Genomic DNA, 23089 nt, shown 5'->3' with positions numbered 1-23089 from the left:
TCCCCACCACGTCTTCCCCCACCGCCGTGCGGTGATCAACGCGGCGGCTCGGGCGCCACCGTAGTGCGCCCCCGGCGCTCACTCGCATCCCGAGCGCCGCTCTGTGACAGAGCGGTGACAAGAGGGAGGGCAAGGAATCCACCCGGCGCGTCCGGCGGTCCGGCGCACACCCGCCGCGGCGTCAGCGCCTCACCGGAACCTTCCGGGACGCCCGCGCACCCCGGACATCCCGTACGTCTCCCCGGACTCCCCCTCGTAGGGCCCGGCGTACGACTCGGGGGTGCACCAGCGCTCGAACGGCCGGTCCAGGTGGTAGCGCCCGTCCGTTCCCAGTTCCAGGGTCCGCATCTCCCCGTTGCCCGGATTGGACAGCGACTCGAACTCCGCGACCGTCCAGTGCAGCCACCTCATGCAGAACAGCCGCATGGTCAGCCCGTGCGTCACCAGCAGCACGTTCGGCGGATGGTCGGGGGACTCGAAGCTGCGCCACAGGCTCTCCAGGAAGGCCCCGACCCGGTCGTAGACGTCCGCGCCCGACTCCCCCTGCGCGAAGCGGTAGAAGAAGTGCCCGTACGCGTCGCGCGCCGCCTTCTGCCGCCGTACGTCCTCGCGGTCCTGCCAGTTCCCCCAGTCCTGCTCGCGCAGCCGGGGCTCCTCGCGCATCCGCACCCGCGTCGGGTCCAGACGCAGTGCGCGGAAGGTCTGGTGGGCGCGGCGGTAGGGCGAGACGTACGCCGAGATCCGCTCGTCGCCGAAGACCGCCCGCAACCGCTCTCCCGTCGCCTCGGCCTGCCGGAATCCGCGTTCGGTGAGGCTCAGGGCGTGGTCGGGCACCCGCTCGTAGACCGCGTCGTCGAAGTTTCCCTCCGACTCGCCGTGCCGGACCAGGACGATGCGCCGGGGTCGTGCCATGCCCCCACCCTAGGCGCGCAAAGGCCTCACGGCCCAACCACGAGCCCGGCCAGCTCTCACCCCGGCACCGACCCCGGCACCGGCACCGGCACCGGCACCGGCGTCAGACCGTCCAGGACGGCTCGAGGTCGATCACGTCCCCGCCGACCGCCGCGACGTCCGCGCCCAGCTGGGCGCGGAGCGCCAGCCGCTCGATCCGCTCCGTGCGGTACTTGCCGTGCTCCGCCGCCGAGTCCCACATCGACAGCACCAGGAACTCGTCCTCGGCCTGAGCCTGCGCGAAGACCCCCCGCAGCATCCCGGGCGACCCGGCCATCGCCGGGTTCCACACCTTCTCCTGCATCAGGGTGTAGTGCTCGATGCGCTCACGGCGCACCCGGCAGTGGGCGACACGCAACAGGTCCGCGTCCGTGAACTGCGGACGGAACCCCACCTTCACATCGAAGCGGTACTCGAAGAGCCGGACCTGGGCGTCCTTGTAGGTGCCGTTCTGCGTCGCCGCCAGCCGGTCGTGGGAGCGTGCCATGAACGAGTCGTAGAAGGCCCGGCTCTCCCAGAAGCCGAAGAGGTGCGCCACGCCGGGCCGGGAACGGCTCCAGCCGCCGCCCTGTGCGCGGAAGCCCGGCTCGCCGAGCAGGCCGGCCCACTTCCGCTGCCCCCGCTCGAAGCCTCGTCGGTCCACAACCGTGCAGCGCATCCACTTGACCAGCACCGCGCCATCGTACGGCCATATCGGTGACTGATCGCATGGCTTGTCACGGGCGGGGGGCGACGGGCGTGACGGCCCCGACTCCGCGTTCGACCGCCTCCGCGGCCGTGCTCTCCCCGAGCCGTCCGCGAGCGGGTGCCGGATGCCGTGGGCCGTGGACCGGGTGCCGTGGACAAACAGCCTGGTAACAAGGAGAGTTGATGTGCTGTCATGGCGTTCGCACCACGCCGGCCCCGGGCCGGGGGCGGCCGTGTCCCGCAGCAGCTCAGTTCCTAGGAAGGGGAGCCTGGTGAGCAGTCCCAACAAGGGGGTGGAGAAGGTCGAGGTAGCGGTCAGGTGGGACCCCAGCCCCTCCGAGTCCTCGCCCCACGACCTCGACATCATCGCCGCGACCTACACCGCGGACGACCCGCACGGCGAGCCCGCGTACATCGTGCACTTCGACAGCCGCTCGCCCGACGGCACCATCAACCTCAGCAGGGACAGCCGGACCGGTCTGGGCCTCGGATACGACGAGGTCATGACCCTGGAACTCGGCCGGCTGGCCTCCTCCTACGCCCGGGTGGTCGTGGGCGTGGCGGTCCAGCAGCACAGCGGACGCCGGACGTTCGGCGACATAGCGCGCACCGGTGTGCGGATCAGGGAGGGCTACGTCGAGCTGGCCGAGCACGACTTCTCCGGCGTGTCCGGGGCGACGGCCGCCACCGTCGCGGAGTTCACCCGCAACGGCACGGGCGCCTGGGAGTTCCGAGAGCGTCTGCGCGGGTTCGACGCCGACCCGGAGTCCTTCACCCGCCTCATGGGCGGCACTCCCGTCTGACGGCCCGGCCCGCCGCAGGCGGCGCCGGACGGCGCGGAGGGCGCGGAGGGCGCGGAGGGCGCGGAGGGCGCCGACCGCTCACGGTCGGCGCCCTCCGGTCGTCCCCCCGGTGCGGCGGCGGGTGCCCGCCGCCGCACCGCAGGTCAGCTGCAGCCGCTGGTGGAGCCGCAGCCCTCGCACAGGTAGCAGCTTCCCGCGCGGCGCATCTTGGTGCCGCAGGAGAAGCACAGCGGCGCGTCGGCGTTGAGGCCGAGCTGCATCTCCACCAGTTCGGTGGAGCTGTGCGCCTCCTTCGGCGCCGGGACCGGAGCCTGCGGCTCGGAGGCGCCGCTCACCGTCTTGGGCGGCTCCACCTGGCGCGGGGCCGACTGGGCCAGGCTCTCGACGTCCAGCTCGTCGTCGGCGGGCTCGTAGGAACCGGTCTCCAGGTGGCGCTGGCGCTCCTCGGCGGAGTGGATGCCGAGTGCCGAGCGGGTCTCGAAGGGCAGGAAGTCCAGCGCCAGGCGGCGGAAGATGTAGTCGACGATCGACTGCGCCATCCGCACGTCCGGGTCGTCGGTCATACCGGCCGGCTCGAAGCGCATGTTGGTGAACTTCGAGACGTAGGTCTCCAGCGGCACGCCGTACTGCAGGCCCACCGAGACGGCGATCGAGAAGGCGTCCATCATGCCCGCGAGGGTCGAGCCCTGCTTGGACATCTTCAGGAAGACCTCGCCCAGACCGTCGTCCGGGTAGGAGTTGGCGGTCATGTAGCCCTCGGCGCCGCCGACGGTGAAGGAGGTGGTGATGCCGGGCCGGCCCTTGGGCAGGCGCTTGCGCACCGGGCGGTACTCGACGACCTTCTCGGCCTCGGGCTGCGCCTCCTTCTTCTTGGCGGAGAGCGGCTGGCCGACCTTGCAGTTGTCGCGGTAGATCGCCAGGGCCTTCAGGCCGAGCTTCCAGCCCTCGAAGTAGATCTCCTCGACCTCCTCGACGGTGGCCGACTCCGGCATGTTGACCGTCTTGGAGATCGCGCCGGACAGGAACGGCTGGGCGGCGGCCATCATCCGCACGTGCCCCATCGGGGAGATGGAGCGCTCGCCCATGGCGCAGTCGAAGACCTCGTAGTGCTCGTGGCGCAGCCCCGGGGCGTCGATGACGTTGCCGTGCTCGGCGATGTGCTCGACGATCGCCTCGACCTGCTCGGGCTGGTAGCCGAGCCGCTTGAGGGCCTTGGGCACGGTGTTGTTGACGATCTGCATCGAGCCGCCGCCGACCAGCTTCTTGAACTTGACCAGGGCCAGGTCGGGTTCGACGCCGGTGGTGTCGCAGTCCATCATCAGGCCGATGGTGCCGGTGGGTGCCAGCACGGACGCCTGGGCGTTGCGGAATCCGCTCTTCTTGCCCAGCCGGAGCACGTCCTGCCACGCCTCGGTGGCCGCGGCCCACACCGGGGTGTCCAGGTCGTCCATGCGCTTGGCGTCGGCGTTGGCGTCGGCGTGCTGCCTCATGACGCGCTGGTGGGCGTCGGCGTTGCGGGCGTAGCCCTCGTACGGGCCGACGGTCGCGGCCAGTTCGGCGGAGCGGCGGTAGGAGGTGCCGGTCATCAGGGAGGTGATCGCACCGGCCAGCGCACGGCCGCCGTCGGAGTCGTAGGCGTGGCCGGTGGCCATCAGCAGGGCGCCGAGGTTGGCGTAGCCGATGCCCAGCTGGCGGAAGGCGCGGGTGGTCTCGCCGATCTTCTCGGTGGGGAAGTCGGCGAAGCAGATGGAGATGTCCATCGCGGTGATGACCAGCTCGACGATCTTCGCGAAGCGCTCGGCGTCGAAGGACTGGTTGCCGGCGTCGTCGTCGCGCAGGAACTTCATCAGGTTCAGCGAGGCCAGGTTGCACGAGGAGTTGTCCAGGTGCATGTACTCGCTGCACGGGTTGGAGGCGGTGATGCGGCCGCTCTCCGGCGAGGTGTGCCAGTGGTTGATGGTGTCGTCGTACTGGATGCCGGGGTCGGCACAGGCCCAGGCGGCCTCGGCCATCTTGCGGAACAGCGCCTTGGCGTCGACCTCCTCGATGGTCTCGCCGGTCATCCGGGCGCGCAGGCCGAACTTCGACTCGCTCTCGACGGCCTTCATGAAGGCGTCGTTGACGCGGACGGAGTTGTTGGCGTTCTGGTACTGGACGGAGGTGATGTCGTCGCCGCCCAGGTCCATGTCGAAGCCCGCGTCGCGCAGGGCGCGGATCTTCTCCTCCTCCTTGACCTTGGTCTCGATGAACGCCTCGACGTCGGGGTGGTCCACGTCCAGGACGACCATCTTGGCCGCGCGGCGGGTGGCGCCGCCGGACTTGATCGTGCCCGCCGAGGCGTCGGCGCCTCGCATGAAGGAGACCGGGCCCGAGGCGTTGCCGCCGGAGGAGAGCAGTTCCTTGGAGGAGCGGATCCGCGAGAGGTTCAGGCCCGCGCCGGAACCGCCCTTGAAGATCATCCCCTCTTCCTTGTACCACTCCAGGATCGACTCCATGGAGTCGTCGACGGAGAGGATGAAGCAGGCGGAGACCTGCTGGGGCTGGGTGGTGCCGACGTTGAACCACACCGGGGAGTTGAACGAGAACACCTGGTGGAGCACGGCGTGGGCCAGCTCGTGCTCGAAGATCTCGGCGTCGGCCGGGGAGGCGAAGTAGCCGTGCTTCTCACCGGCGGCGCGGTAGGTCTTCACCACGCGGTCGATGAGCTGCTTGAGGCTGGTCTCGCGCTGGGGCGTGCCGACGGCTCCGCGGAAGTACTTGCTGGTGACGATGTTGACCGCGTTCACCGACCAGAAGTCGGGGAACTCCACGCCGCGCTGCTCGAAGTTGACCGAGCCGTCGCGCCAGTTGGTCATGACGACGTCACGGCGCTCCCAGACCACCTCGTCGTACGGGTGCACCCCGGGGGTGGTGTGGATGCGCTCGATCCGCAGACCCTTGGCGGCCTTGGTCCCCTTGGACCGGGCCCCTCGTGCCGGGTCGCTCGTCGTCTCTGTCATTCCGCCTCCCTGTACAGGCATAACGCCCTGACACACCCCGCACTTCCCGGGGTGTGGTGTTCGTTTCGATGGCCGGAGCGCGACGCGCTCCGGTCCGGTCCGTGCGGGGCCGCTCAGTTCCCGGCGGCCAGTGGCGCGGGCGGGGCGGCGGGGCTTTCGCCGCCCCCGCCGTCACCTTCGCCCCCGCCGTCACTTCCGTCCCCGGCCTCCCCGGCTCCGCCTCCCGCGGCCGTGGTTCTGCCCGGGGCCGCGTCGCCTCCGCCGGCGCGGTCGCCGGAGGCGACGCGGTCGGCGGAGGCCCGCTCCCCGCGCAGCTCGGCGATCGCGGCCTCGAAGTCCTCCAGCGAGTCGAACGCCTGGTAGACGGAGGCGAAGCGCAGATACGCCACGAGGTCCAGCTCCCGCAGCGGGCCGAGTATGGCCAGCCCGACGTCATGTGTGGACAGCTCGGCGCTTCCGGTGGCGCGTACCGCCTCCTCGACCCGCTGGCCCAGCTTGGCGAGCGCGTCCTCGGTGACCGGACGTCCCTGGCATGCCTTGCGCACCCCGGCGATCACCTTGTCCCGGCTGAAGGGCTCGGTGACCCCGCTCCGCTTGATGACCATCAACGACGCGTTCTCCAGCGTCGTGAAGCGGCGGGAGCAGTGCGGACACTGGCGGCGCCGGCGGATCGCGGTGCCGTCGTCGGTGGTGCGGCTGTCGACGACGCGGCTGTCGGGGTGCCGGCAGAAGGGGCAGTGCATCGCTTCCCACCCTCCTTCACCCTCGATGGCGCAGCATGAGCGGCGCAGCAGAACAGCATTGGACACGCATTCGAGTACCCGGTGGACGGGCCTCGGAAGCGGCCACCAGCATAGGTGATACCCGCCGCCCCTCAGGACCGGGGGACCACAACTTCTGGGCAGCCACCGAACATCTAACCACTACATCTGGTGGCTGCTTGACGAACACGCCATGCGTGCCGGAAACGCCGGAACGGCAAACGTACGAGAGGCTACCGTAGCGATCGGAGGCGTCCCGCAGCCCATACACCGCCCTCATCGATCACGTCAGGCAATCTGCGAAATTTCACTCGAACGTGTGTTTGGCGCAACCTTTCGAAAGCACATACCGTTGTCCAACCAGGGAGAACCGCTTGAGAGGGGCCGACGTGACCACCACCGCAGAGAGCGCCACCATCGCCGCACGGGACCGTTCCCGGGGCCGCGCCGATCATGTGCAGGAGGCAAACGCCGCCCCCGGCGCGTCCGACGGCGCGGCCGGCGGCGCGGAGGCTCCCAGGCCCACCCGCTCGCTGCCCGGCCGTCCACCGGGGATCCGCGCCGACAGCTCCGGGCTGACGGACCGGCAGCGCCGGGTGATCGAGGTGATCCGCGACTCGGTGCAGCGCCGCGGCTACCCGCCGTCGATGCGGGAGATCGGACAGGCCGTCGGCCTGTCCTCCACCTCCTCCGTGGCCCACCAGCTGATGGCGCTGGAGCGCAAGGGCTTCCTGCGGCGCGACCCGCACCGTCCCCGCGCCTACGAGGTGCGCGCCTCGGACGCGCCCACCAGTCAGACCACCGACACCACCGGCAAGCCCGCCGCCTCCTACGTCCCCCTGGTCGGCCGGATCGCCGCCGGAGGCCCGATCCTCGCCGAGGAGTCGGTGGAGGACGTCTTCCCGCTGCCCCGCCAGCTCGTCGGCGACGGAGAGCTGTTCGTGCTCAAGGTCGTCGGCGACTCCATGGTGGACGCGGCGATCTGCGACGGCGACTGGGTCACGGTGCGCCGCCAGCCGGTCGCCGAGAACGGTGACATCGTCGCCGCCATGCTGGACGGCGAGGCGACCGTCAAGCGCTTCAGGCGCGAGGACGGGCATGTGTGGCTGATCCCCCACAACGCCGCCTACCAGCCGATCCCCGGTGACGAGGCCACCATCCTCGGCAAGGTCGTGGCGGTGTTGCGGCGCGTCTGACGCGCCGCAGCACGAAACCGGCCGCACGACGGCCGGAACGGACCGCCCCGGGACCACTGCGCCGGTCCCGGGGCCCAGCTTGTGCCCTGCGCTCCGGTACGCTCCGGGCCTGCCGGAGCACCGGGCCTGCGCCGGGCTCCCGGGGGCCGGGGGCCGGGGGCCGCCTTGCGCGGCTGCCCTGCCTTACCGGGGCTCTACACGCCCTCCTTGGCCGCGGCGTCGATGGCCGCCAGCGAACGGCGCACCTGGTTGCGGTCGGTGGTGTACCAGAAGTCGGGCATCGAGGCCCGCAGGAAGCTCCCGTAGCGCGCCCGGGCCAGCCGCGGGTCCAGCACCGCGACCACGCCCCGGTCCCCCGTCGCCCGCACCAGGCGGCCCGCACCCTGCGCCATCAGCAGCGCGGCGTGGGTGGCCGCCACGGCCATGAAGCCGTTGCCGCCCGCCTCCTCCACCGCCTTCTGCCGGGCGCTCATCAGCGGATCGTCGGGGCGCGGGAACGGGACGCGGTCCATCACCACCAGCTGGCAGTTCGGGCCCGGCACGTCCACGCCCTGCCACAGCGACAGCGTCCCGAACAGACAGGTCTCGGCGTCCGCGGCGAAGCGCCGGATCAGCTCGCCCAGGGTCTCCTCGCCCTGCAGCAGTACGGGGACGTCCAGCCGCCCGCGCAGCTCCTCGGCCGCCGCCTGGGCGGCCCGCATCGAGGAGAACAGCCCAAGGGTCCGTCCCCCGGCCGCCCGGACCAGCTCGGTCAGCTCGTCCAGCATGTCGCCGCGGCTGCCCTCCCGGCCGGGCGGCGACAGATGCTGGGCGACGTAGAGGATGCCCTGCCTGCGGTAGTCGAAGGGCGAGCCGACGTCCAGCCCCCGCCACCGCGGAACTCCGGTGTCCGCCTCCGCCGCGCCCTCCCCGTCTCCGTCCCCGTCGGCGGCGCCGTCCCCGTCGGCGGCGCCGGCGCTCCCGGAGTGCTCGGCCGCACCGCCGGTCTCCGTGACCCGTCCCTCGGCACTCAGCCCCAGGGAGGCGCCCACCCCGTCGAAGTCCCCGCCGAGCTTGAGCGTGGCGGAGGCCAGGACCACCGACCGGTCCTCGAACAGCTTCTCCCGCAGCAGCCCGGAGACCGCCAGCGGGGCGACCCTCAGCGAGGCGCCGTAGCGGTCGTGGCGCTCGTACCAGACGACGTCGTACTTCGAGTGCTCCGGCCCCTGCACGATGCGCTCGGCGACCGCGTGGACGTTCTCCACCGAGGCCAGGGCCTGGCGGCGGACGGCGTCCTCGTCCTGGACGGACCGGTCGCGGGTGTTGCCCAGCGCGGTGATGACCGCGCGGGCCGCGTCGCGCAGCGCCGTCAGGGCGTACCCCAGATCCTCGGGGATCTCCTCCAGCCGGCCCGGCAGCGCCAGTTCCATCAGCCGCTCGAAGCCCTCCGCGGCCGTCTGCAGCCGGTCGGCCTCCTTCTCGTCGACCAGCTTGGCCGCACGGCGCACCGCCCGGTTGACCCCGCCCGGCGTCAGCTCGCCGGTGGCCACCCCGGTGACCCTGGAGACCAGTTCGTGCGCCTCGTCGACGATCAGGACCTCGTGACCGGGGAGCACCGGCGCGCCCTCGATGGCGTCGATGGCCAGCAGCGCGTGGTTGGTGACGATCACCTCGGCGAGCTTGGCCCGCTCGCGCGCCGCCTCCGCGAAGCACTCCGCCCCGTAGGCGCAGCGGGTGGCGCCCAGGCACTCCCGCGAGGAGACCGACACCTGGGACCAGGCCCGGTCGGAGACGCCCGGGGTGAGATCGTCGCGGTCACCGGTCTCGCTCTCGTCCGCCCAGTCCCGCAGCCGCAGCAGGTCCTTGCCCAGCCGGCTGGTGGGGGCCGCCGCCTCGAAGGGGTCGAACAGACCGTCCTCGTCGTCCTGCGGCACCCCCTCGTGGAGGCGGTGCAGGCACAGGTAGTTGGAGCGTCCCTTGAGCATGGCGTACTCGGGGCGGCGGCGCAGCAGCGGATGGAGTGCCTCAACCGTGCGCGGCAGGTCGCGTTCGACCAGTTGCCGCTGCAGGGCGAGCGTCGCGGTCGCGATGACCGTGCGCTCGCCGTGTGCCAGGGCGGGCACCAGGTATCCCAGCGACTTGCCGGTCCCGGTGCCCGCCTGGACCAGCAGGTGGACGTTGCTGTCGATGGCCTCCGCCACGGCTTCGGCCATGGCGACCTGGCCGGGTCGCTCGGTGCCTCCGACGGCGGTGACCGCGGCGTGGAGGAGGTCGGTGAGGGCGGGCTTGGTCATAGGACCGCCACCTTACGCGGTGCCGCCGACAGCCGTGCCCGGTACGGCCCGCTGCCCACCCGGAGGGTCACGGGGCGTGGCGCGGTGCCCGGTCGCGGACCACCACGGCGGCCCGTTTGCCCGGGAGGTCGGTCTCGGCGGCCAGCCGGAAGCCCGCCCGCAGGAAGGCCGAGACGGACGGGACGTTGCGGATGTCGGGCTCGGCGATGACGCGGCCGCACATCGGCCGCCGGTCCAGGACGAGGTCCGAGACCGCCCGCAGCAGCACCGTGCCGACACCGCGGCCCCGGTCCGCCGCATCGCCGATCAGCAGGTGCAGTCCGGTGTCGTGCGGGCGCACCGGGTGGTACCGGGCGAGTGGGTCGAGGTCGGCTCGGTAGACCTCCCAGTAGCTCATGGGGACGCCGCAGAGCACCCCCAGGCACGGCACGCTGCGCCCGTCGCCGCGGATCTGGGCGCGCAGATGCGCGGCGGTGGTCCCGGCGGGGCCGGCCAGGTGCCAGAAGGCCGCCACCGCGGGGTCGTTCATCCAGGCGGTGATCAGCCGCAGATCGCGTTCGAGGCGGACGGGGACGAGCCGGAAGACCCCGGCGGCCGTGGTGACCGGCCCCCAGTCGGCGACGGCGTCCAGCGGATCCGGCCGCGGCACTGGCTCCGGCGCGGTGCCGTACGGCGCGGTGCCGTACGGCGCGGTGCCGTACGGCGCGGTGCCGTACGGCGCGGTGCCGTACGGCGCGGTGGACGGGCCTGCGGGCGGGCCGACGGACGGGCCGACGGGCAGCCGTGGGCCGGGGGCACCGGAGGCCGGCGGGAGCGTCACGTCCGCCGGGACGCGCGCGGCAGCGAACACGGCGGGTGCGCCGGATGCGGGGCGGGCCGGTGGAACACCGGTGGTCATGGCGGTGCCTCCTGGGCGGTCCGGGCGGTTCAGGGCTTCACCAGGGGGTTGGTGACGGTGACGTAGACGGACTGGGTGTCCACCGGCCCGACCAGCTCGTCCAGTCCGTGCAGCCGGGTGAGGAGGTTGGCCTTGCACCGCAGGACGGGGGAGTCCAGCAGCAGGGCGGGCAGCGGCGACCCGCCGGCGCCGCCGCCGGGGCGGTGGGCGCCGGCGAGGAAGCGGCGCAGCGCCGAGAGCAGCAGCCCCTCGTCGGCAAGGCCCTGGGAACCGAACGCCCCGATCAGACCCAGCAGGTTGTTGACGCCCAGGTAGTAGGCGAAGCGCTCGTCGACGACCTCGTCGGCGACGAAGGTGTCGCTGTCGGCGCCGATGCCCGGCAGGCGCCGCCGGAGCGCCTCGCGATGGGACTCGCGGAAGTAGTAGCCCTGGTTGTCGCGGTAGCGGCCGCCCACCGGCCAGCCGTCGCCGTCGAGCAGGACCACGGTGTTCTGCTGGTGCGCCTCCAGGGCGACACCCGCCTCGGTGTCCAGCCACAGCACGGGGCGGACGACGGTGTGGAGGTAGCGCAGGAACCACTCGGCGGCGACGGTGGCCACCGGCCGTCCCGTGCTGGCCGCGAGCCGGGTGACGGCGTCGGCCAGCCGGGAGCGGAGCGCGCCGCGGGGATCTCCGGGCCAGGGCCGGGGGGAGGTCAGCCCGGCCAGGCACACGGCGTCGTCGCCGGGTCCGAAGGGGTTGTGGCGGATGACGGTGTCCAGTCCGGCCACCGGTTCCCCGCCGCCGTCGTCGACGGCGAGCCAGGCGGGGTCTCGCACGATGTCGAAGCCCGGGCGGCCGGGGAAGGCCGTCCGCCAGCGCGCGCCCAGGCCGGTGCGCAGCAGCCGGTGCACCTCCACTCCGCGGTGCAGTTCCCTGCGGAGGTTCTCCCGGCGGGAGTTGGTGATCCGCAGCCCCAACGAGAGCTTGAGCATGGCGGGTACGCCGGGCCGGTGGACGGTGCGCACGGAGGATGTCGGGTGCCAGGGGTCGCCGTGCGGGCCGAGGTCGTGCAGCAGACCGGCTTCCAGCAACGCCGCGACGGCGGGGCGGCGCCGCACCTCGCGGGCCTGCCAGGGGTGCAGCGGAAGGGGGACCGTCCCCTCGGGCAGGCGCAGGCCGGGCCCGGCCAGTTCGGCGGCGATCCGTTCGGCGGGCACGGTCCGGCCGCGGTCGGTCCAGGCGGAGTCGGAGGCCAGGACGGAGCGGTCGACGGCCATCCAGTGCAGGGGGAAGGATCCGCGCAGCTCCGGGGACCAGTCGCGCGCCTCCGCCTCGGTGATGCCCTCGCGGCTCTTGGGCACCGGGTGCAGCGGATGCCCCAGGATCAGGGACTGCTCGCCGTCCAGGAACGGGTCGGCGGTGGGCGGCCTCTCGGGTCGGGCGCGGCGGTCGGCGAGGAAGACGGCGGTCCGGCGTACGGAGTCGGCGACCCGGCCGACCAGTTCAGCGCCCTCCCCCACCGCGGGCTTCGGGGTTGTGGGGCCGCGGTGCGCGGCCTCCCGCGCCAGCAGCGCGGCCAGCGTCACCGCGTCGACGGGGGCGGTGCCGGGCGCGGCACCCTCCAGGGCCGGCGGACCGAAGCGGTGCCAGCCGGTGGCGGACCAGTGGCGGACCGGTACCCGCAGCACCAGGCCGCAGGAGGCCAGGGCGACGCGGAGAACGGTCCCGCCCCCGAGGCCGCCTGCTCCGCCGGGGCCTCCCGCTCCGCCGGACCCTTGGGGCCGGGGCAGGTCGTTCTCCCGCACCCAGCAGCGCAGCAGGTTCTCGGCGGCCGCGGCATCGGCGGCCGCGACCGGGTCGGGGTGCTCCAGCGGGTCGGGGTGCTCCGGCAAATCGCCCGCCTCCCGCCCACCGGTGTGCGCCGGCGGCACGGCGCGGCGCGGCTGCCGGGGTACGCCGGGCTCGGTGGGGACGGCGGGGTCCGCGATCACGGCGGGCCGTTCTCCCGCCGGGTCCGCCGCCTCCTGCGTCGTCATCCCGTCCGGAGCGGGACATGCGTTCACGGAAGTCTCCCTGGGGGTGAGGGCACCGCACCGGTGCGTGGTCGTCCGGTTCCCGTGGCACGGTGTCGCCGGCAAGAGCGCCACCGTGTCTTCGCCCGTACCAACGACGACGCCTCCGCCGGATCACGGTCCGGGGCGAGATCCCCGTCTCCCGGGCGAGTTGGAACCGCGGACCCGTCGTACGCCGTCCCCCGAAGCACCGGCATAGTGGGGCCCGCCCCGCTCGGCGGGGCCCATGGCAGGCCGGTAGGCGCAGCGTTCCGTCTCAGGGGGATTCTCAGTTCATGTCAGCTACGAGCAGGAGGCGGTCCGCACTGGCCGCAACGGCGATCGCCGCGGCCCTGGCCGTCACCGCCGCCGCGTGCGGTCCCGCGGACGAAGAGGCCGGTGCGCAGGCCAGTCCCAGCGTCACCGCGCCGGACGGGAAGGGCGGACCCGGCATCGACGGTCTCCGTCTGCCGGAGGAACTGCCCGCCGCCCTGAAGGACTTCGATCCCGAGAAGTGGAAGAACGGGGAGTGGCGGAACTGGGACAAGGACGACTGGCTGCGTGAGGCCAGGGACTTCGTCAACCCGATCATCGAGGGCCTGTGGAACCCGGACCGGATGAAGGACGCCGAGGAGAACGACCGCAGGGTCGACTCCGACGTCGACGACGGCGGCACGGGCGGCGGCACGGGCGGTGAGGGGGACGAGGGCGTCACCGACCCCGACCCCGCGCCGAAGAAGGCCCGGCCGGTCACGGCGCCGTACCGCGAGAACGCTCCGGCGGTGGGCAAGGTGTTCATGGACACCCCCAAGGGCCCCATGGTCTGCTCCGGCACCGTCGTCGAGGACCCCCGCAGCCCGGGGAAGTCCAACCTGGTGGCCACCGCCGGGCACTGCGTGCACGCGGGCTCCGACGGCGGCTGGTTCCGCAACGTCGTCTTCGTGCCCGCCTACAACGACTCGGCGCTGAAGGCCTCCCAGTTGGAGCAGGCGTCCCCGGCCGAGGTCGCGCCGCACGGCGTGTTCTGGGCGACCTGGGCGCAGACGACCGAGCACTGGATCTCCAACGGCGCCGAGACGGGCGGTCTGGGCGCCTCGCAGGACTTCGCCGTGCTGCGGGTGGAGGCCGAGGACAAGGGCGGCAAGTCGCTGGAGGAGACCGTCGGCACCGCCGTACCGGTCGACTTCGGCAAGCCGTCGGTGGCCTCGCTCTCCTCGGTACGGGCCTACGGCTACCCCGCCGCCCCGCCCTTCGACGGGCTCACCATGCACACCTGCACCGACCGTCCGGGCCGGCTGACCCTGAGCGAGTCGGAGTCCACGATGTACCGCATCGGCTGCACCATGACCGGCGGCTCCTCCGGCGGCGGCTGGTTCGCCGGAGGGGGCTCCGGCGAGCGGACGCTGGTGTCGGTCACCTCCATCGGCACGATCGACCACACCTGGCTGGCCGGGCCGCGGCTGGGCGAGGAGGCCGAGGGCGTCCTGGAGGGCGTCAGCGAGAAGTTCGCCGGCGAGAACTGAGCGCGCCGGAGACGGTACGCAAAGGGCCCCGCCGCTTCCCCGGAGGGAAGCGGCGGGGCCCTCGGCCTGTCCGCGGGTGCGGGAGTGCCACGCCGGACGGTCAGACCATGGCCATCGGGCTGCGCACCGTGTCGCTGCCGGGCACCGGCTCGGACGGGTCGCTGCCCAGCTCCACGATGCGGTTGTCGGCGTCCACGTGCACCACCGCGGGCCGGTGGGAGCGGGCCTCGGCGTCGTCCATCTGCGCGTAGCTGATGAGGATCACCAGGTCCCCGGGGTGGACCAGATGCGCGGCCGCGCCGTTGATCCCGATCACACCGGAGCCGCGCCGTCCCTCGATGACGTAGGTCTCCAGGCGGGCGCCGTTGGTGATGTCGACGATGTGGACCAGTTCTCCGGGCAGCAGGTCGGCGGCCTCCATCAGGTCCGCGTCGATCGTGACGGACCCCACGTAGTGGAGATCCGCCTCGGTGACCGTGGCACGGTGGATCTTCGACTTGAACATGGTGCGCAGCACGGTGCCGACTCCTCGATGGTGGGTAGGGTCGCGCTCCCGGGGCGGGATGCGCGCCGTCTTGCCCATCGTACGGCCGAGCCCCCGGCCACCTGGTGGAGCGTGACCCGGATCACGGTCGGCCCGCCGCCGCCTCCCGCGGCCCGTGGCGCGGGAGACGGCACCGCATACCGCACATGATGCCGACGGGTCTGTGGACGTGGTGCTCCGGGGCCGGGGGCGGGAGACTTGTCCGCGTGCCGAAGAAACCATCTCGCCGCAGCGGAGGCTTCGCGCGGATGCTGCAGTCGCTGGGGCCGGCGGAGGAGACCGGCGGCGAGTTCGTCCCGTCTCCGGCGACCGCGGGGCTCCTCGTCGACGGCGACGGCGAGGCATGGGTGCTGACCAAGCACCCGCTCGACGCCCGGATGGCCAGGCGGCTCATGCGCCGGGCCGACGTGGTGATCATCGGTGACGGCGCGGGCGATGTCCTGCGCCGCGTCGGGACGGCGGCGCAGGACAGGGAAGCGGCGTGGGCCGAGGTCGAAGACCGCCTCGGCCGTGAGGACCACCCCATCTACTCAGCTTTTCGCGGACGGTCCGAGGACGGGAGGAGACTGCTCTACGTCGAGCAGTCCTGCTGAGAGGCGTGGCGGTTCGTGCGGTCAGCCGCCCGCACGCGAGCCGTTCCCGGCCTTGCCGTCCCCGCAGATGTCCGCGCCGAAGGAGTGAGCGGGCACGGCCCGAACGGCCGGGCCGACAGCCGTGTCACTCACCCACCTGCACCCGCTCGGTGAATCCCGCGGGGAGATTCAACCCTCCAGAACGTCGCCCGTGCCTTGGACGGTCCAGTCCTGCTCGGCAGTGATGACACCGTGACCCGCGAGAGGAGCGAAGAGGTCGCTGTAAGCCAGCACCGCTGCGGCAGCTTCAGCCGGATCTCCGTTCAGCTGAAGGGATTCCTCCGGAACGCCGGCCAGCAGCTGTCTGGCGTATTCGAGCCATGCCTCCTCGTCGGTCACTTCGAACGTCCAGGTGCCCGACACGGTGAAGTGCCTCTCGCCGGGCCCGGCGCCGAAGATCTCCCCGAGATCCCCCTCGTCCGCCACAAAGTCCTCCTCGTCCTCCTCGATCTCGGCGAACGGACTGTCCCACCGTGTCTCTTCACGGACGCTTCGGCCATATGCCACAGCGGCCCTCCTAAGCTCCTGGAACGCTTCGACACCCGCGTTTCCCGCGGTGTCGGGCGTGGACATCAGCTCGGCGTGGCGGCGCAGCGCGCTGACGAGACCTTCGAGGGAATTCTGAATGCTCATGGTTGCCAACCGTTCCAGCGGATTTCGTGTCCGGGCGCAGGGACACGTACTTCTTCCGTCGCACCGCCCCGCGAAGACGGGACTTTCCCTTACCTCGCGGCGGGTGCCCACGGTGTGTCCGACATAAAGCGTTTCCGGAAGACCGTTCCGGGATCCGTGAGGGCCGTCTCGATCGCCTCTGCCGCGATCCTGCCGCTCGTGGCCCGCCTGGGGACCTTGAGGTAGCCGCAGGCCCGGATGAGATCCGTGGCCGAAGCCCAGGTGTCGGCGGCCACCACCACCTCGTCCAGGGCATCGCACGCATTCGTCGCGTCGACCAGGACCGCGTACGCGACGACAAGGTCTGCCACTCGCGCCTTGGCGGTCATGTCTCCCACGTTCACTCCCTCCGATGAGGGTGGCGAGGCCGCACACGGTGCGGCCTCGCCACCTGCCCCCTGACGGGGGAACTGCATGAACCAGCTTAGGACTGCGGCGTGGTCAGCCTCGTCGTCCCAGGCCACGGCCGTGCCAGCGGTAGTGGATGGTTCCCCACCGGCCGTTCTTGCGCCAGGTGAGGTGGGAGTGACCACCACTGCTGCAGGGACCGCGGAGTTCGCAGCTGTATCCCCTGCGGGTCAGCCGCTTGTAGTCCTTCCTGCGTTGCTGGTACGCCTTCCTCCTGTTGGAGAACCACTTGCTGCTGTTCCTGGGGCCGCAGTTGTGGACGAGCGCCGACTGGCCGTCGGCCACCACGAAGAAGGTGTGGCTGCCGGCGACGGTCAGGTTGTAGACGGTGCGGATCTCCTGGGTGCGGCTGGTGCCGGTGACGGTGGGCACCGGCCCCTCCGGGGTCATCAGGCGCTCCCCGGTGTGCAGCTCGGATGCGTTGACCCACCCCCGTCCCTGGGCGTAGAAGGGGTGCTCGGCCGTGGCGGTGATCTGCTGGGACCGTCCGTCGCCGTCTGCGTCCACCGACAGCGTGACCAAGTCCTTGAGCCCGTCACCGATGATGACGTCGGTGACGGGGGAGACGGTGATCTCGCCTGTCACCTCGTGCGCCGCAAGCACACGGTCGCCGACCTTCACCTCGCTGATGGGTTTGGTGCTCCCGTCGGCCATGACGATCGGCGTCTCGGGAAGAAAGGAGTTACGGCGGCAACTGCGTGCGACGGTCCGCGCGGCCCGGATGGCGCGGTAACCACGGTAAGCGCGGTAACCCCAGGCCGCGGCGCCGAGGCCGGGGATGAAACCGGCCGCGGTGAGGGCGATGTCCCACTTGTTGCGCCACGCCCAGCGCTTGGTCTTGCGCCACGCCTTGCGCCAGCTCCACTTGCCGTCGAGATCGAAGCAGTTGACGGGGTCGGCGTTGCAGTACTCGTAGGCGTTGGCGTTACCGCCCTGCTCGGGGTCTACGGACAGGAAAAGGCCGGTGGCGGGGTTGTACTGGCGTACGCCCATGAGGGTGTAGCCGGCCACGGTCTCACTCGAGCGCTGCTTGCCGCCGAGCCAGCCGTAGCGGGCCGCGTCCTGCTTGCCGCGCGGGTTGCCGTACTCATCGGTGTCCAGGGCTACCGGTGCCTCCCCCGCGGCGAGCGGGAGCTGCAGAGCGACGTCGCCGTGGATGTCGCTGAGCTGGAGCACGGTGTGGCCGGTGCCGCTGGTGATCGCACCGAGGTCTCCGGAGAGGGAGTCCACATTGCGGGTCAGGGCGCCGGTGGCGGTGTTCTCGACGATCCAGCGGGGATTGTCGTTGTCCCCGTCGTAGTGGTTGACCTTGTTGTCGGTCGGGGACCAGGTCCCGCCGTTGTTGGTCTCCACCGTCCAGGAGCGGAAGCGCAGGTTGGCGTCGAGCTTCCAGGTCTGGCGCTTGCCGTTCGCGGTCTGCTGGTAGGCGAGGTCGTTGGCGTAGTAGCCCACGCTCACGCCGCCGGGCAGGGCCGTGGTACGGCCGAACGCGTCGTAGGTGTAACCGGAGTCGACGAGGCGGTCGGCGCTGTCGTAAGTGTGTGTCCTGGTGGTTCCTCCGGTGGTGGGGCAGTCGGCGCCGGGGGCTCCGGCGGCAGTGGTCAGGGATGTGCGGTTGCTGTGCTTGTCGAAGCCGTAGGTCCGGCGGGTGCAAACGGTCTCTACGGTGTCCTCGACCGTGACCAGGCGGCCTGCCGCGTCGTAGCGGTAGGTCTGGTCGGACCAGCCGGCATGGCTGGTGTTCTGCCCGTGGACGGACTCGGTGACCGAGTCGGACATCACGACGGTGCCGTCGCTGTCGCGGGTGTAGGTGCGGTCGGTGGTCGAGCCGGTTGTGTCCTCGGTAACGGTGAGGGTGTAGCCGCCGGGCAGTTTCTCGGTGGCGACAGAGCCGTCGGCGTCGTAGGTGGCCGAGAAGGTGCCGGCGACGGAGTCGGTGGTCTTCGTGGCCAGACCTCGGGGCTCGGCAGCGTGGTCGTAGGTGTAGGTGACGGTGGACGGGACGGTGTCGGAAACCTTCACCGGCCGGTCGAGCAGGTCGTACTCGGTGGTGGTCTTTCCCCCGTCGGCATCGGTGTAGGAGATGATGCGACCGAGCTTGTCGTACGCCCGGGTGATCGTGCCGCCGGTCGGAGAGACGGTCTTGACGGCCTGTCCGGTGGCCGGATCGTACTCGGTGGTTGCCTCCGGCACCGCCTGGCCGACCCCACCGGTGATCTTCACCGTGGTGGGACGCCCCGCGGCGTCATGGGCGGTGGTGGTGGTGCGGGTGACGCCATTGGCGGTCTCGACCCCCTTGGCCGCGTTGCCCCACCAGTCGTACTCGGTAGTGGTGGTCGGCAGCTGGGCGGGGTTGGATCCTCCGCCGGTGATCGCTCCGCCGGGTCCGACCGAGCACACCAGATCAGCCCACTCGGGGCGTCCGGCGCAGGCGCCGGTGCCGCTCGCGGACCAGTAGGCGGTGACCACCGTACCTGCGTCGGTTCCGGTACTGCCGGTGTTCATGGTCTTGATCACCCGGCCCTGCCCGTCGTACTCGGTGGTGGTGGTGATCGCCAGACCGCCGGGGTCCTGGATCGACTTGACCGGCAGGCCCTTGGCCCAGTCGTAGACGGTCTGCACCGCTCGGGTCTCGCCGTGCACGGCGGGGTGCTCACGCACCTGCGCGCCCGTGGTGACCTTGGTGACCTGGTCCCTGACCTTGGCGGTGCCGTCGGTCGGGCGTCCGGCATCGTACTCGTTGGCCGTCCAGCTCCGGGCGGTGACCGAGGTGCCGGCCGGGACCAGGGTGGTGGTGCCCGACTTCAGGTCGGCGGTCAGGTCCACGCGCCGCAGCGGCCCGAACTCTTCCAATTCCCGGGTGCCGGTGTCGTTGTAGACCGACTTCGTCGCCAGCAGGTCGGCGCGCTCGGCCGGGGTGAGCTGGGCGATGCCCAGATCGGCCTGGGCGGCCCGGTCCCCGGCCGTCAGTCCCAGGGCGACGGCCCGGTTGGCGGCCGACAGTTCGCGGACGGTGTTGCCGAAGCGGTCGTACTCGGTGGTGGAGATGTGACCGCCGGGTGCGGCGGAGTTGACCTCGCGTCCGGAGACGCCCAGGTAGTGCACCTGGGCCCGCCGGTAGGCGGCCGGGGTCAGCGCACTGCCGGTGTGGGAGGCGGGGACGGCGTCGGCGGGGAAGACCGCGGTGGCGTCGGTGGGGGCGTCCAGCTGACTCCAGGTCCTGACGTCGTTCGCGCCCATGTTGTAGGGGGCGACGGTGCTGCCGGTCAGGGGTACGCCGTAGACGACGCTGGTGGCCGCGGTGCCCTCGACCGTGCCGGCGGTGCCCTGCTTCAGACCCGGCCGGGTGGCCTTGAGCAGCATGCCCTCACCGGCGGTGGAGGCACTGCCGGCCTTGCCGTAGGCGAAGGTCCACGGCAGCTCGCCGGGCGGGGTGAGTTGGGTGACCCGCCCCGCGGCGTCGTAGGCGTACTCCGTCTTCAGCGCCGGGGTGATCAGCGGGTTCCATGCCTGGCGCAGTCGGCCGGAGGCGTCGTAGGCGTAGGTCTGCACCGCCTTGGCGGTGGCGTTCGCCGCGCCGGGGGCCGTGGACCACAGCCGCAGCTCCTTCACCTGGCCGCTGTAGTCGCCGAAGGCGTCGGCGGTGGCGGTGGTGGCGGTGGCGTAGACGAACTCCAGCGCACGGCAGCCCTTGGTGGCCGGGTCCGCGGTGCAGGCCGCGATCGTGGCGGCCGAGGTCGGGGCGATGACCCGCTTGGGGCGGGCGAGCTTCTTGCCGTCGACGGTCACCGTCTCGGAGACGACGGTGGTGGTGGAGTTGGTCAGGCCGTCCAGCAGGGTGGAGGAGACCTGCCAGGTGGTGGCCGCCGCGTCGGGCTTGGTGAAGGTGGTGACCGTGCCCTCGGTGTCGGTGAGGGTGAAGGAGCCGGTCACGCTGCCCCGCAGGGTCAGGTCCTCCGCCCCGGGCTCCGGAATCCAGCCGTTCTTCGCGGCGTTGGCGGTGAAATGGAGCGCGTCGCCCTCCTCCAGCACCACGTCCACGGCCGTGTCGGAGACCCTGCGCAGGTGGGTGTAGTCGGAGTCGGTCAGCTCCGCGGCCGTGCCGGTCACCCACTCCTTGCCGAAGATCGGTGCCTGCCCCTCCTGCGTCGCCCCCTTGTCGGGGGTGCGGGAGGAGGCGGTACGGGTCACCGACATCTCGAACGCGGAGGCGTCGGTCTCCGACAGGGTGTAGTCGCCGGTGAGGAGGTTGACCGAGCCGGGGCCGACCTGGCTGGTGGCCGCGCCGGTGGCGTTGCGGTCGACGACGACGGTCAGCGGCTCGGTGGCGCCGGAGGCGCTGCCCGGGCCGGTGAAGTCGGCCTTGATCTGCACCGATCCGTCGGGGTCGACGGTGTCGGTGGCGTTCCACACCAGCCGCGCGTTCCTGCCGTTCGTCAGCGGCACCGGCCAGGCGGTCAGCGCCGTGCCGCCCGAGGTGACGTCCCCGGCCGGGATGCGCGTCCAGTCGTCCGCCTCGGAGCGGCGCCAGGAGAAGGACACCGCGTCGTACTTGGCTCCGTCGGCCTCGGCGACCAGCGGCAGGCGGCGGGCGGTGCGCTCGCCGTCGGCCGGCTGGAGGAAGCCGCCGGGCCCGGCGTGGAAGGTGTACTCGATCGCGTCGGACTTGTTGTCGGCCTTGTCCACCGCCCGCACCTGGAGGGTGTGGGTGCCGTCCTTGGGCGGGGTGACGGAGAGGGCCTTGTTCGCGCTGGAGCCGCCGGTGGCGACCTTGGTCCAGGTCACGCCGTCCAGCGTCCACTCCAGCCAGTTGTGGTCGCTGCCGGCGGGCGGGGTGACGGTGAAGGTGCCGGCCTGTCCGGCGCCCTTGACCCAGGAACCCGACGGGTAGTCTGTGGAAGTGATCTTGGTGGGGGCGGAGGGGGCCGTGGTGTCGACGGTGAAGGTCTTCCACGCCGACCAGCCGGTGTTGTAGTGCGCCCCGTCGTACGGGCTGGTGCGGAACTTGTAGGTCCTGCCGTTGGCCAGTACCCCGGCGGGGACGGTGACGGAGGCGACCTGCCCGCTGGGCACGTACTTGGAGACGATCACGTCGCCGACCTGGGTGTTGGTGGCGTTGTCGTAGATCTGGAAGGTGCCGTTGACCTTGTCCCCGTCAGCGTCGACGAAGGTGTCCCGCAGCGTGGGCGTGGTGGTGTTGACCACATAGGCGCCGCTGTAGGAGAAGTACGGCGGGCCGGCCTCCTGCTTGGTGCCGGTGCGCGGCCGGTAGTTGTAGTTCACCACCAGCTTCGGCGGGTTGGCGGCGGCGTTGGCGGAGCTCACCTGCTTCCAGTGGGTCGTCGCGTCGGTGGCGGCGCGCAGGCCCATGTGGCCGCGGGAGGTCTTCGCCGACGCCCACGTCTGCACCAGACCGGTGACGTCGGCGTTGATCCAGCCCGCCCCGCCGCAGGCCGCGCGGCCCTTGGTCTCGGTGGAGGAGTGGCGCTGGGCGACCCAGGAGGGCTGGTTGTCCCACCGGGTGGCGGTGGAGGGGGCGCCGGTCTCCCAGATCGTCCACCCGTACGGCTTGCAGTCGGAGTTGCCGGAGTGGACGTTCCACAGCGACAGCTTCGCGCCGGTGACCAGCGCGTCGGAGATCGGCGCGGTGTTCCAGGTGATGAACGACCGCGACAGCCTCGTGGTGCCGTCCGGGTTGGTGGTGCCCGGGTTGCCCAGGTGCAGTTCGGTGTTGGTGGACCAGTCGGTGGTCTCACCGCGCTTGACCAGGGTGTCGAAGACGTTGGACAGCGCCGAGGTGGAGGGGTCCACCGTCACCGGGTACTTGGTGTCCGGGTCGGCGAGGAAGTCGGCGTCGGGGGTGATGACCAGATCGACGCCATCGCCGGTCCTGACGACCTTCCAGTCGACCTTCGCCCGGTTGGTGTGCTCACCGGAGACCTCGTCCACGGCGGCGTCCCACATCACCGGTGCGGGCATCACCGCCCGCTTCTTCCTGCCCGAGGCGGTGTCGGTGAACAGCAGGCTGCCGTCCTTTTGCTGCTTGATCTTCAGCCCGTCGGTCTTCAGCGGCAGCGTGTAGGAGTACTCCTTCGCCGCGGGGCGCTTGTCGATCTCGACGAACTGCTCGAACCCGGTCCGGGTGGCCTCCACGACCACATCGGCGTCCGGCAGCGCACCGGCGTAGGTGGCGCGGGTGCCCTCCAGCTTCGGGGCGGGCAGGCCGCCCTTCCACTGCAGGGTGATCTGCTCCTCGCCCTCCCCCAGCGTCACCAGGTCACGGGCCGGGGCCTTCTCCGCCGCCGCCAGGGACTTGGGCAGCGCGCCGCCCTTGCCCGCCAGGCTCAGCCCCGCCGGGTGGGCGGCGGCCCCAACCGAGCCGTCCGGCCGCCGCACCAGATCGACATCCACCTCGACCCACTCGCCGTCGCGCTGGAAGCGGACCGGGCCGGCCGACAGCTCGGTGGTCAGACTGCCGTCCTTGTTCACCCACGTCGTCGAGGTCTCCGTCCGCTCACTCAGCGCCTCGACCCGCTTGCCCGACAGCCGCGCGGCCACCTTCGCCGACGGGATGTCCGCGGCGCTCCGCGGCCCCTTCCCGCCCTCCGGCCGGGCCGGGGCCTGGGTCTTCTTCGCCGGGAGCGCGACGGCCTGGCCCGACGTGGCGACGACGAGCGCCGTCTCGGCGGTGAGCAGGGCCGCGGCGGCC

General features: G+C 71.8%; 15 protein-coding genes. 4 read left to right on the top strand and 11 right to left on the bottom strand.

Going from position 1 to position 23089, the window contains the following annotated elements; genetic code table 11:
• Window positions 1-189 precede the first annotated feature (189 nt).
• Both CUT83_RS06910 and CUT83_RS06905 read right to left on the bottom strand, forming a co-directional pair.
• A complete protein-coding gene (locus CUT83_RS06910) occupies window positions 190-912 on the bottom strand; it encodes a histidine phosphatase family protein (RefSeq protein ID WP_101254996.1) in 723 nt (240 codons plus the stop codon).
• A 103-nt stretch (window positions 913-1015) separates the two neighbouring features.
• A complete protein-coding gene (locus CUT83_RS06905; protein ID WP_101254995.1) occupies window positions 1016-1624 on the bottom strand; it encodes a YdbC family protein in 609 nt (202 codons plus the stop codon).
• Between the two features lie 286 nt (window positions 1625-1910).
• Between CUT83_RS06905 and CUT83_RS06900 the strand changes: the two genes are divergently transcribed.
• Window positions 1911-2441 (top strand): TerD family protein, encoded by a 531-nt coding sequence (locus CUT83_RS06900; RefSeq protein ID WP_101254994.1) that lies wholly within the window; start codon window positions 1911-1913, stop codon window positions 2439-2441.
• Window positions 2442-2584: 143 nt separating this feature from the next.
• On the opposite strand, the gene CUT83_RS06895 is transcribed toward CUT83_RS06900, so the two are convergent.
• On the bottom strand, window positions 2585-5440 hold the full coding sequence (locus tag CUT83_RS06895; protein WP_101254993.1) for a vitamin B12-dependent ribonucleotide reductase: 2856 nt from the start codon (window positions 5438-5440) through the stop codon (window positions 2585-2587).
• 113 nt (window positions 5441-5553) lie between these two features.
• Window positions 5554-6183, bottom strand: coding sequence for a transcriptional regulator NrdR (gene nrdR, locus CUT83_RS06890; protein ID WP_101254992.1), 630 nt, complete (start codon window positions 6181-6183; stop codon window positions 5554-5556).
• A gap of 407 nt (window positions 6184-6590) precedes the next feature.
• On the opposite strand from nrdR, the gene lexA reads away from it, so the two are divergent.
• Window positions 6591-7397: a transcriptional repressor LexA gene (lexA, locus tag CUT83_RS06885; protein WP_101254991.1), complete on the top strand. Its 807-nt coding sequence runs from the start codon at window positions 6591-6593 to the stop codon at window positions 7395-7397.
• A gap of 194 nt (window positions 7398-7591) precedes the next feature.
• Here the strand turns inward: lexA and CUT83_RS06880 are convergent, their stop codons facing one another.
• The 3 genes from CUT83_RS06880 to CUT83_RS06870 form a co-directional block, all read right to left on the bottom strand.
• Entirely contained in the window at window positions 7592-9670 is a 2079-nt protein-coding gene (locus CUT83_RS06880) for an ATP-dependent DNA helicase (protein ID WP_101254990.1), read from the bottom strand.
• 67 nt (window positions 9671-9737) lie between these two features.
• Window positions 9738-10568 (bottom strand): GNAT family N-acetyltransferase, encoded by an 831-nt coding sequence (locus CUT83_RS06875; protein WP_240958323.1) that lies wholly within the window; start codon window positions 10566-10568, stop codon window positions 9738-9740.
• Between the two features lie 29 nt (window positions 10569-10597).
• A complete protein-coding gene (locus CUT83_RS06870; protein WP_420882485.1) occupies window positions 10598-12613 on the bottom strand; it encodes an IucA/IucC family protein in 2016 nt (671 codons plus the stop codon).
• Window positions 12614-12897: 284 nt separating this feature from the next.
• Between CUT83_RS06870 and CUT83_RS06865 the strand changes: the two genes are divergently transcribed.
• Window positions 12898-14124 (top strand): trypsin-like serine peptidase, encoded by a 1227-nt coding sequence (locus CUT83_RS06865; RefSeq protein WP_101254988.1) that lies wholly within the window; start codon window positions 12898-12900, stop codon window positions 14122-14124.
• Window positions 14125-14224: 100 nt separating this feature from the next.
• Here the strand turns inward: CUT83_RS06865 and panD are convergent, their stop codons facing one another.
• Window positions 14225-14641 carry an aspartate 1-decarboxylase gene (panD, locus tag CUT83_RS06860; RefSeq protein ID WP_093662665.1) on the bottom strand — a complete coding sequence of 139 codons (417 nt, stop codon included), beginning with the start codon at window positions 14639-14641 and terminating at the stop codon, window positions 14225-14227.
• A gap of 275 nt (window positions 14642-14916) precedes the next feature.
• Here panD and CUT83_RS06855 point away from each other — a divergent pair, with 275 nt between their 5' ends.
• Window positions 14917-15261 carry a hypothetical protein gene (locus CUT83_RS06855; RefSeq protein ID WP_101254987.1) on the top strand — a complete coding sequence of 115 codons (345 nt, stop codon included), beginning with the start codon at window positions 14917-14919 and terminating at the stop codon, window positions 15259-15261.
• Window positions 15262-15429: 168 nt separating this feature from the next.
• Here CUT83_RS06855 and CUT83_RS06850 read toward each other — a convergent pair whose 3' ends face one another.
• From CUT83_RS06850 to CUT83_RS06840, 3 genes are all read right to left on the bottom strand, one after another.
• Complete coding sequence (locus CUT83_RS06850; protein WP_101254986.1) at window positions 15430-15933, bottom strand: hypothetical protein; 504 nt, start codon at window positions 15931-15933, stop codon at window positions 15430-15432.
• Between the two features lie 89 nt (window positions 15934-16022).
• Entirely contained in the window at window positions 16023-16301 is a 279-nt protein-coding gene (locus CUT83_RS06845) for a hypothetical protein (RefSeq protein ID WP_101254985.1), read from the bottom strand.
• A gap of 112 nt (window positions 16302-16413) precedes the next feature.
• Window positions 16414-22938 carry a polymorphic toxin-type HINT domain-containing protein gene (locus CUT83_RS06840; protein WP_240958329.1) on the bottom strand — a complete coding sequence of 2175 codons (6525 nt, stop codon included), beginning with the start codon at window positions 22936-22938 and terminating at the stop codon, window positions 16414-16416.
• Between the last annotated feature and the right edge of the window lie 151 nt (window positions 22939-23089).

This window comes from Streptomyces barkulensis (assembly GCF_002843305.1).
Taxonomy (GTDB): Bacteria; Actinomycetota; Actinomycetes; order Streptomycetales; family Streptomycetaceae; genus Streptomyces; species Streptomyces barkulensis.
The sequence above is the reverse complement of the archived record's forward strand: the minus strand, read 5'-3'. Positions and strand labels throughout refer to the sequence as shown.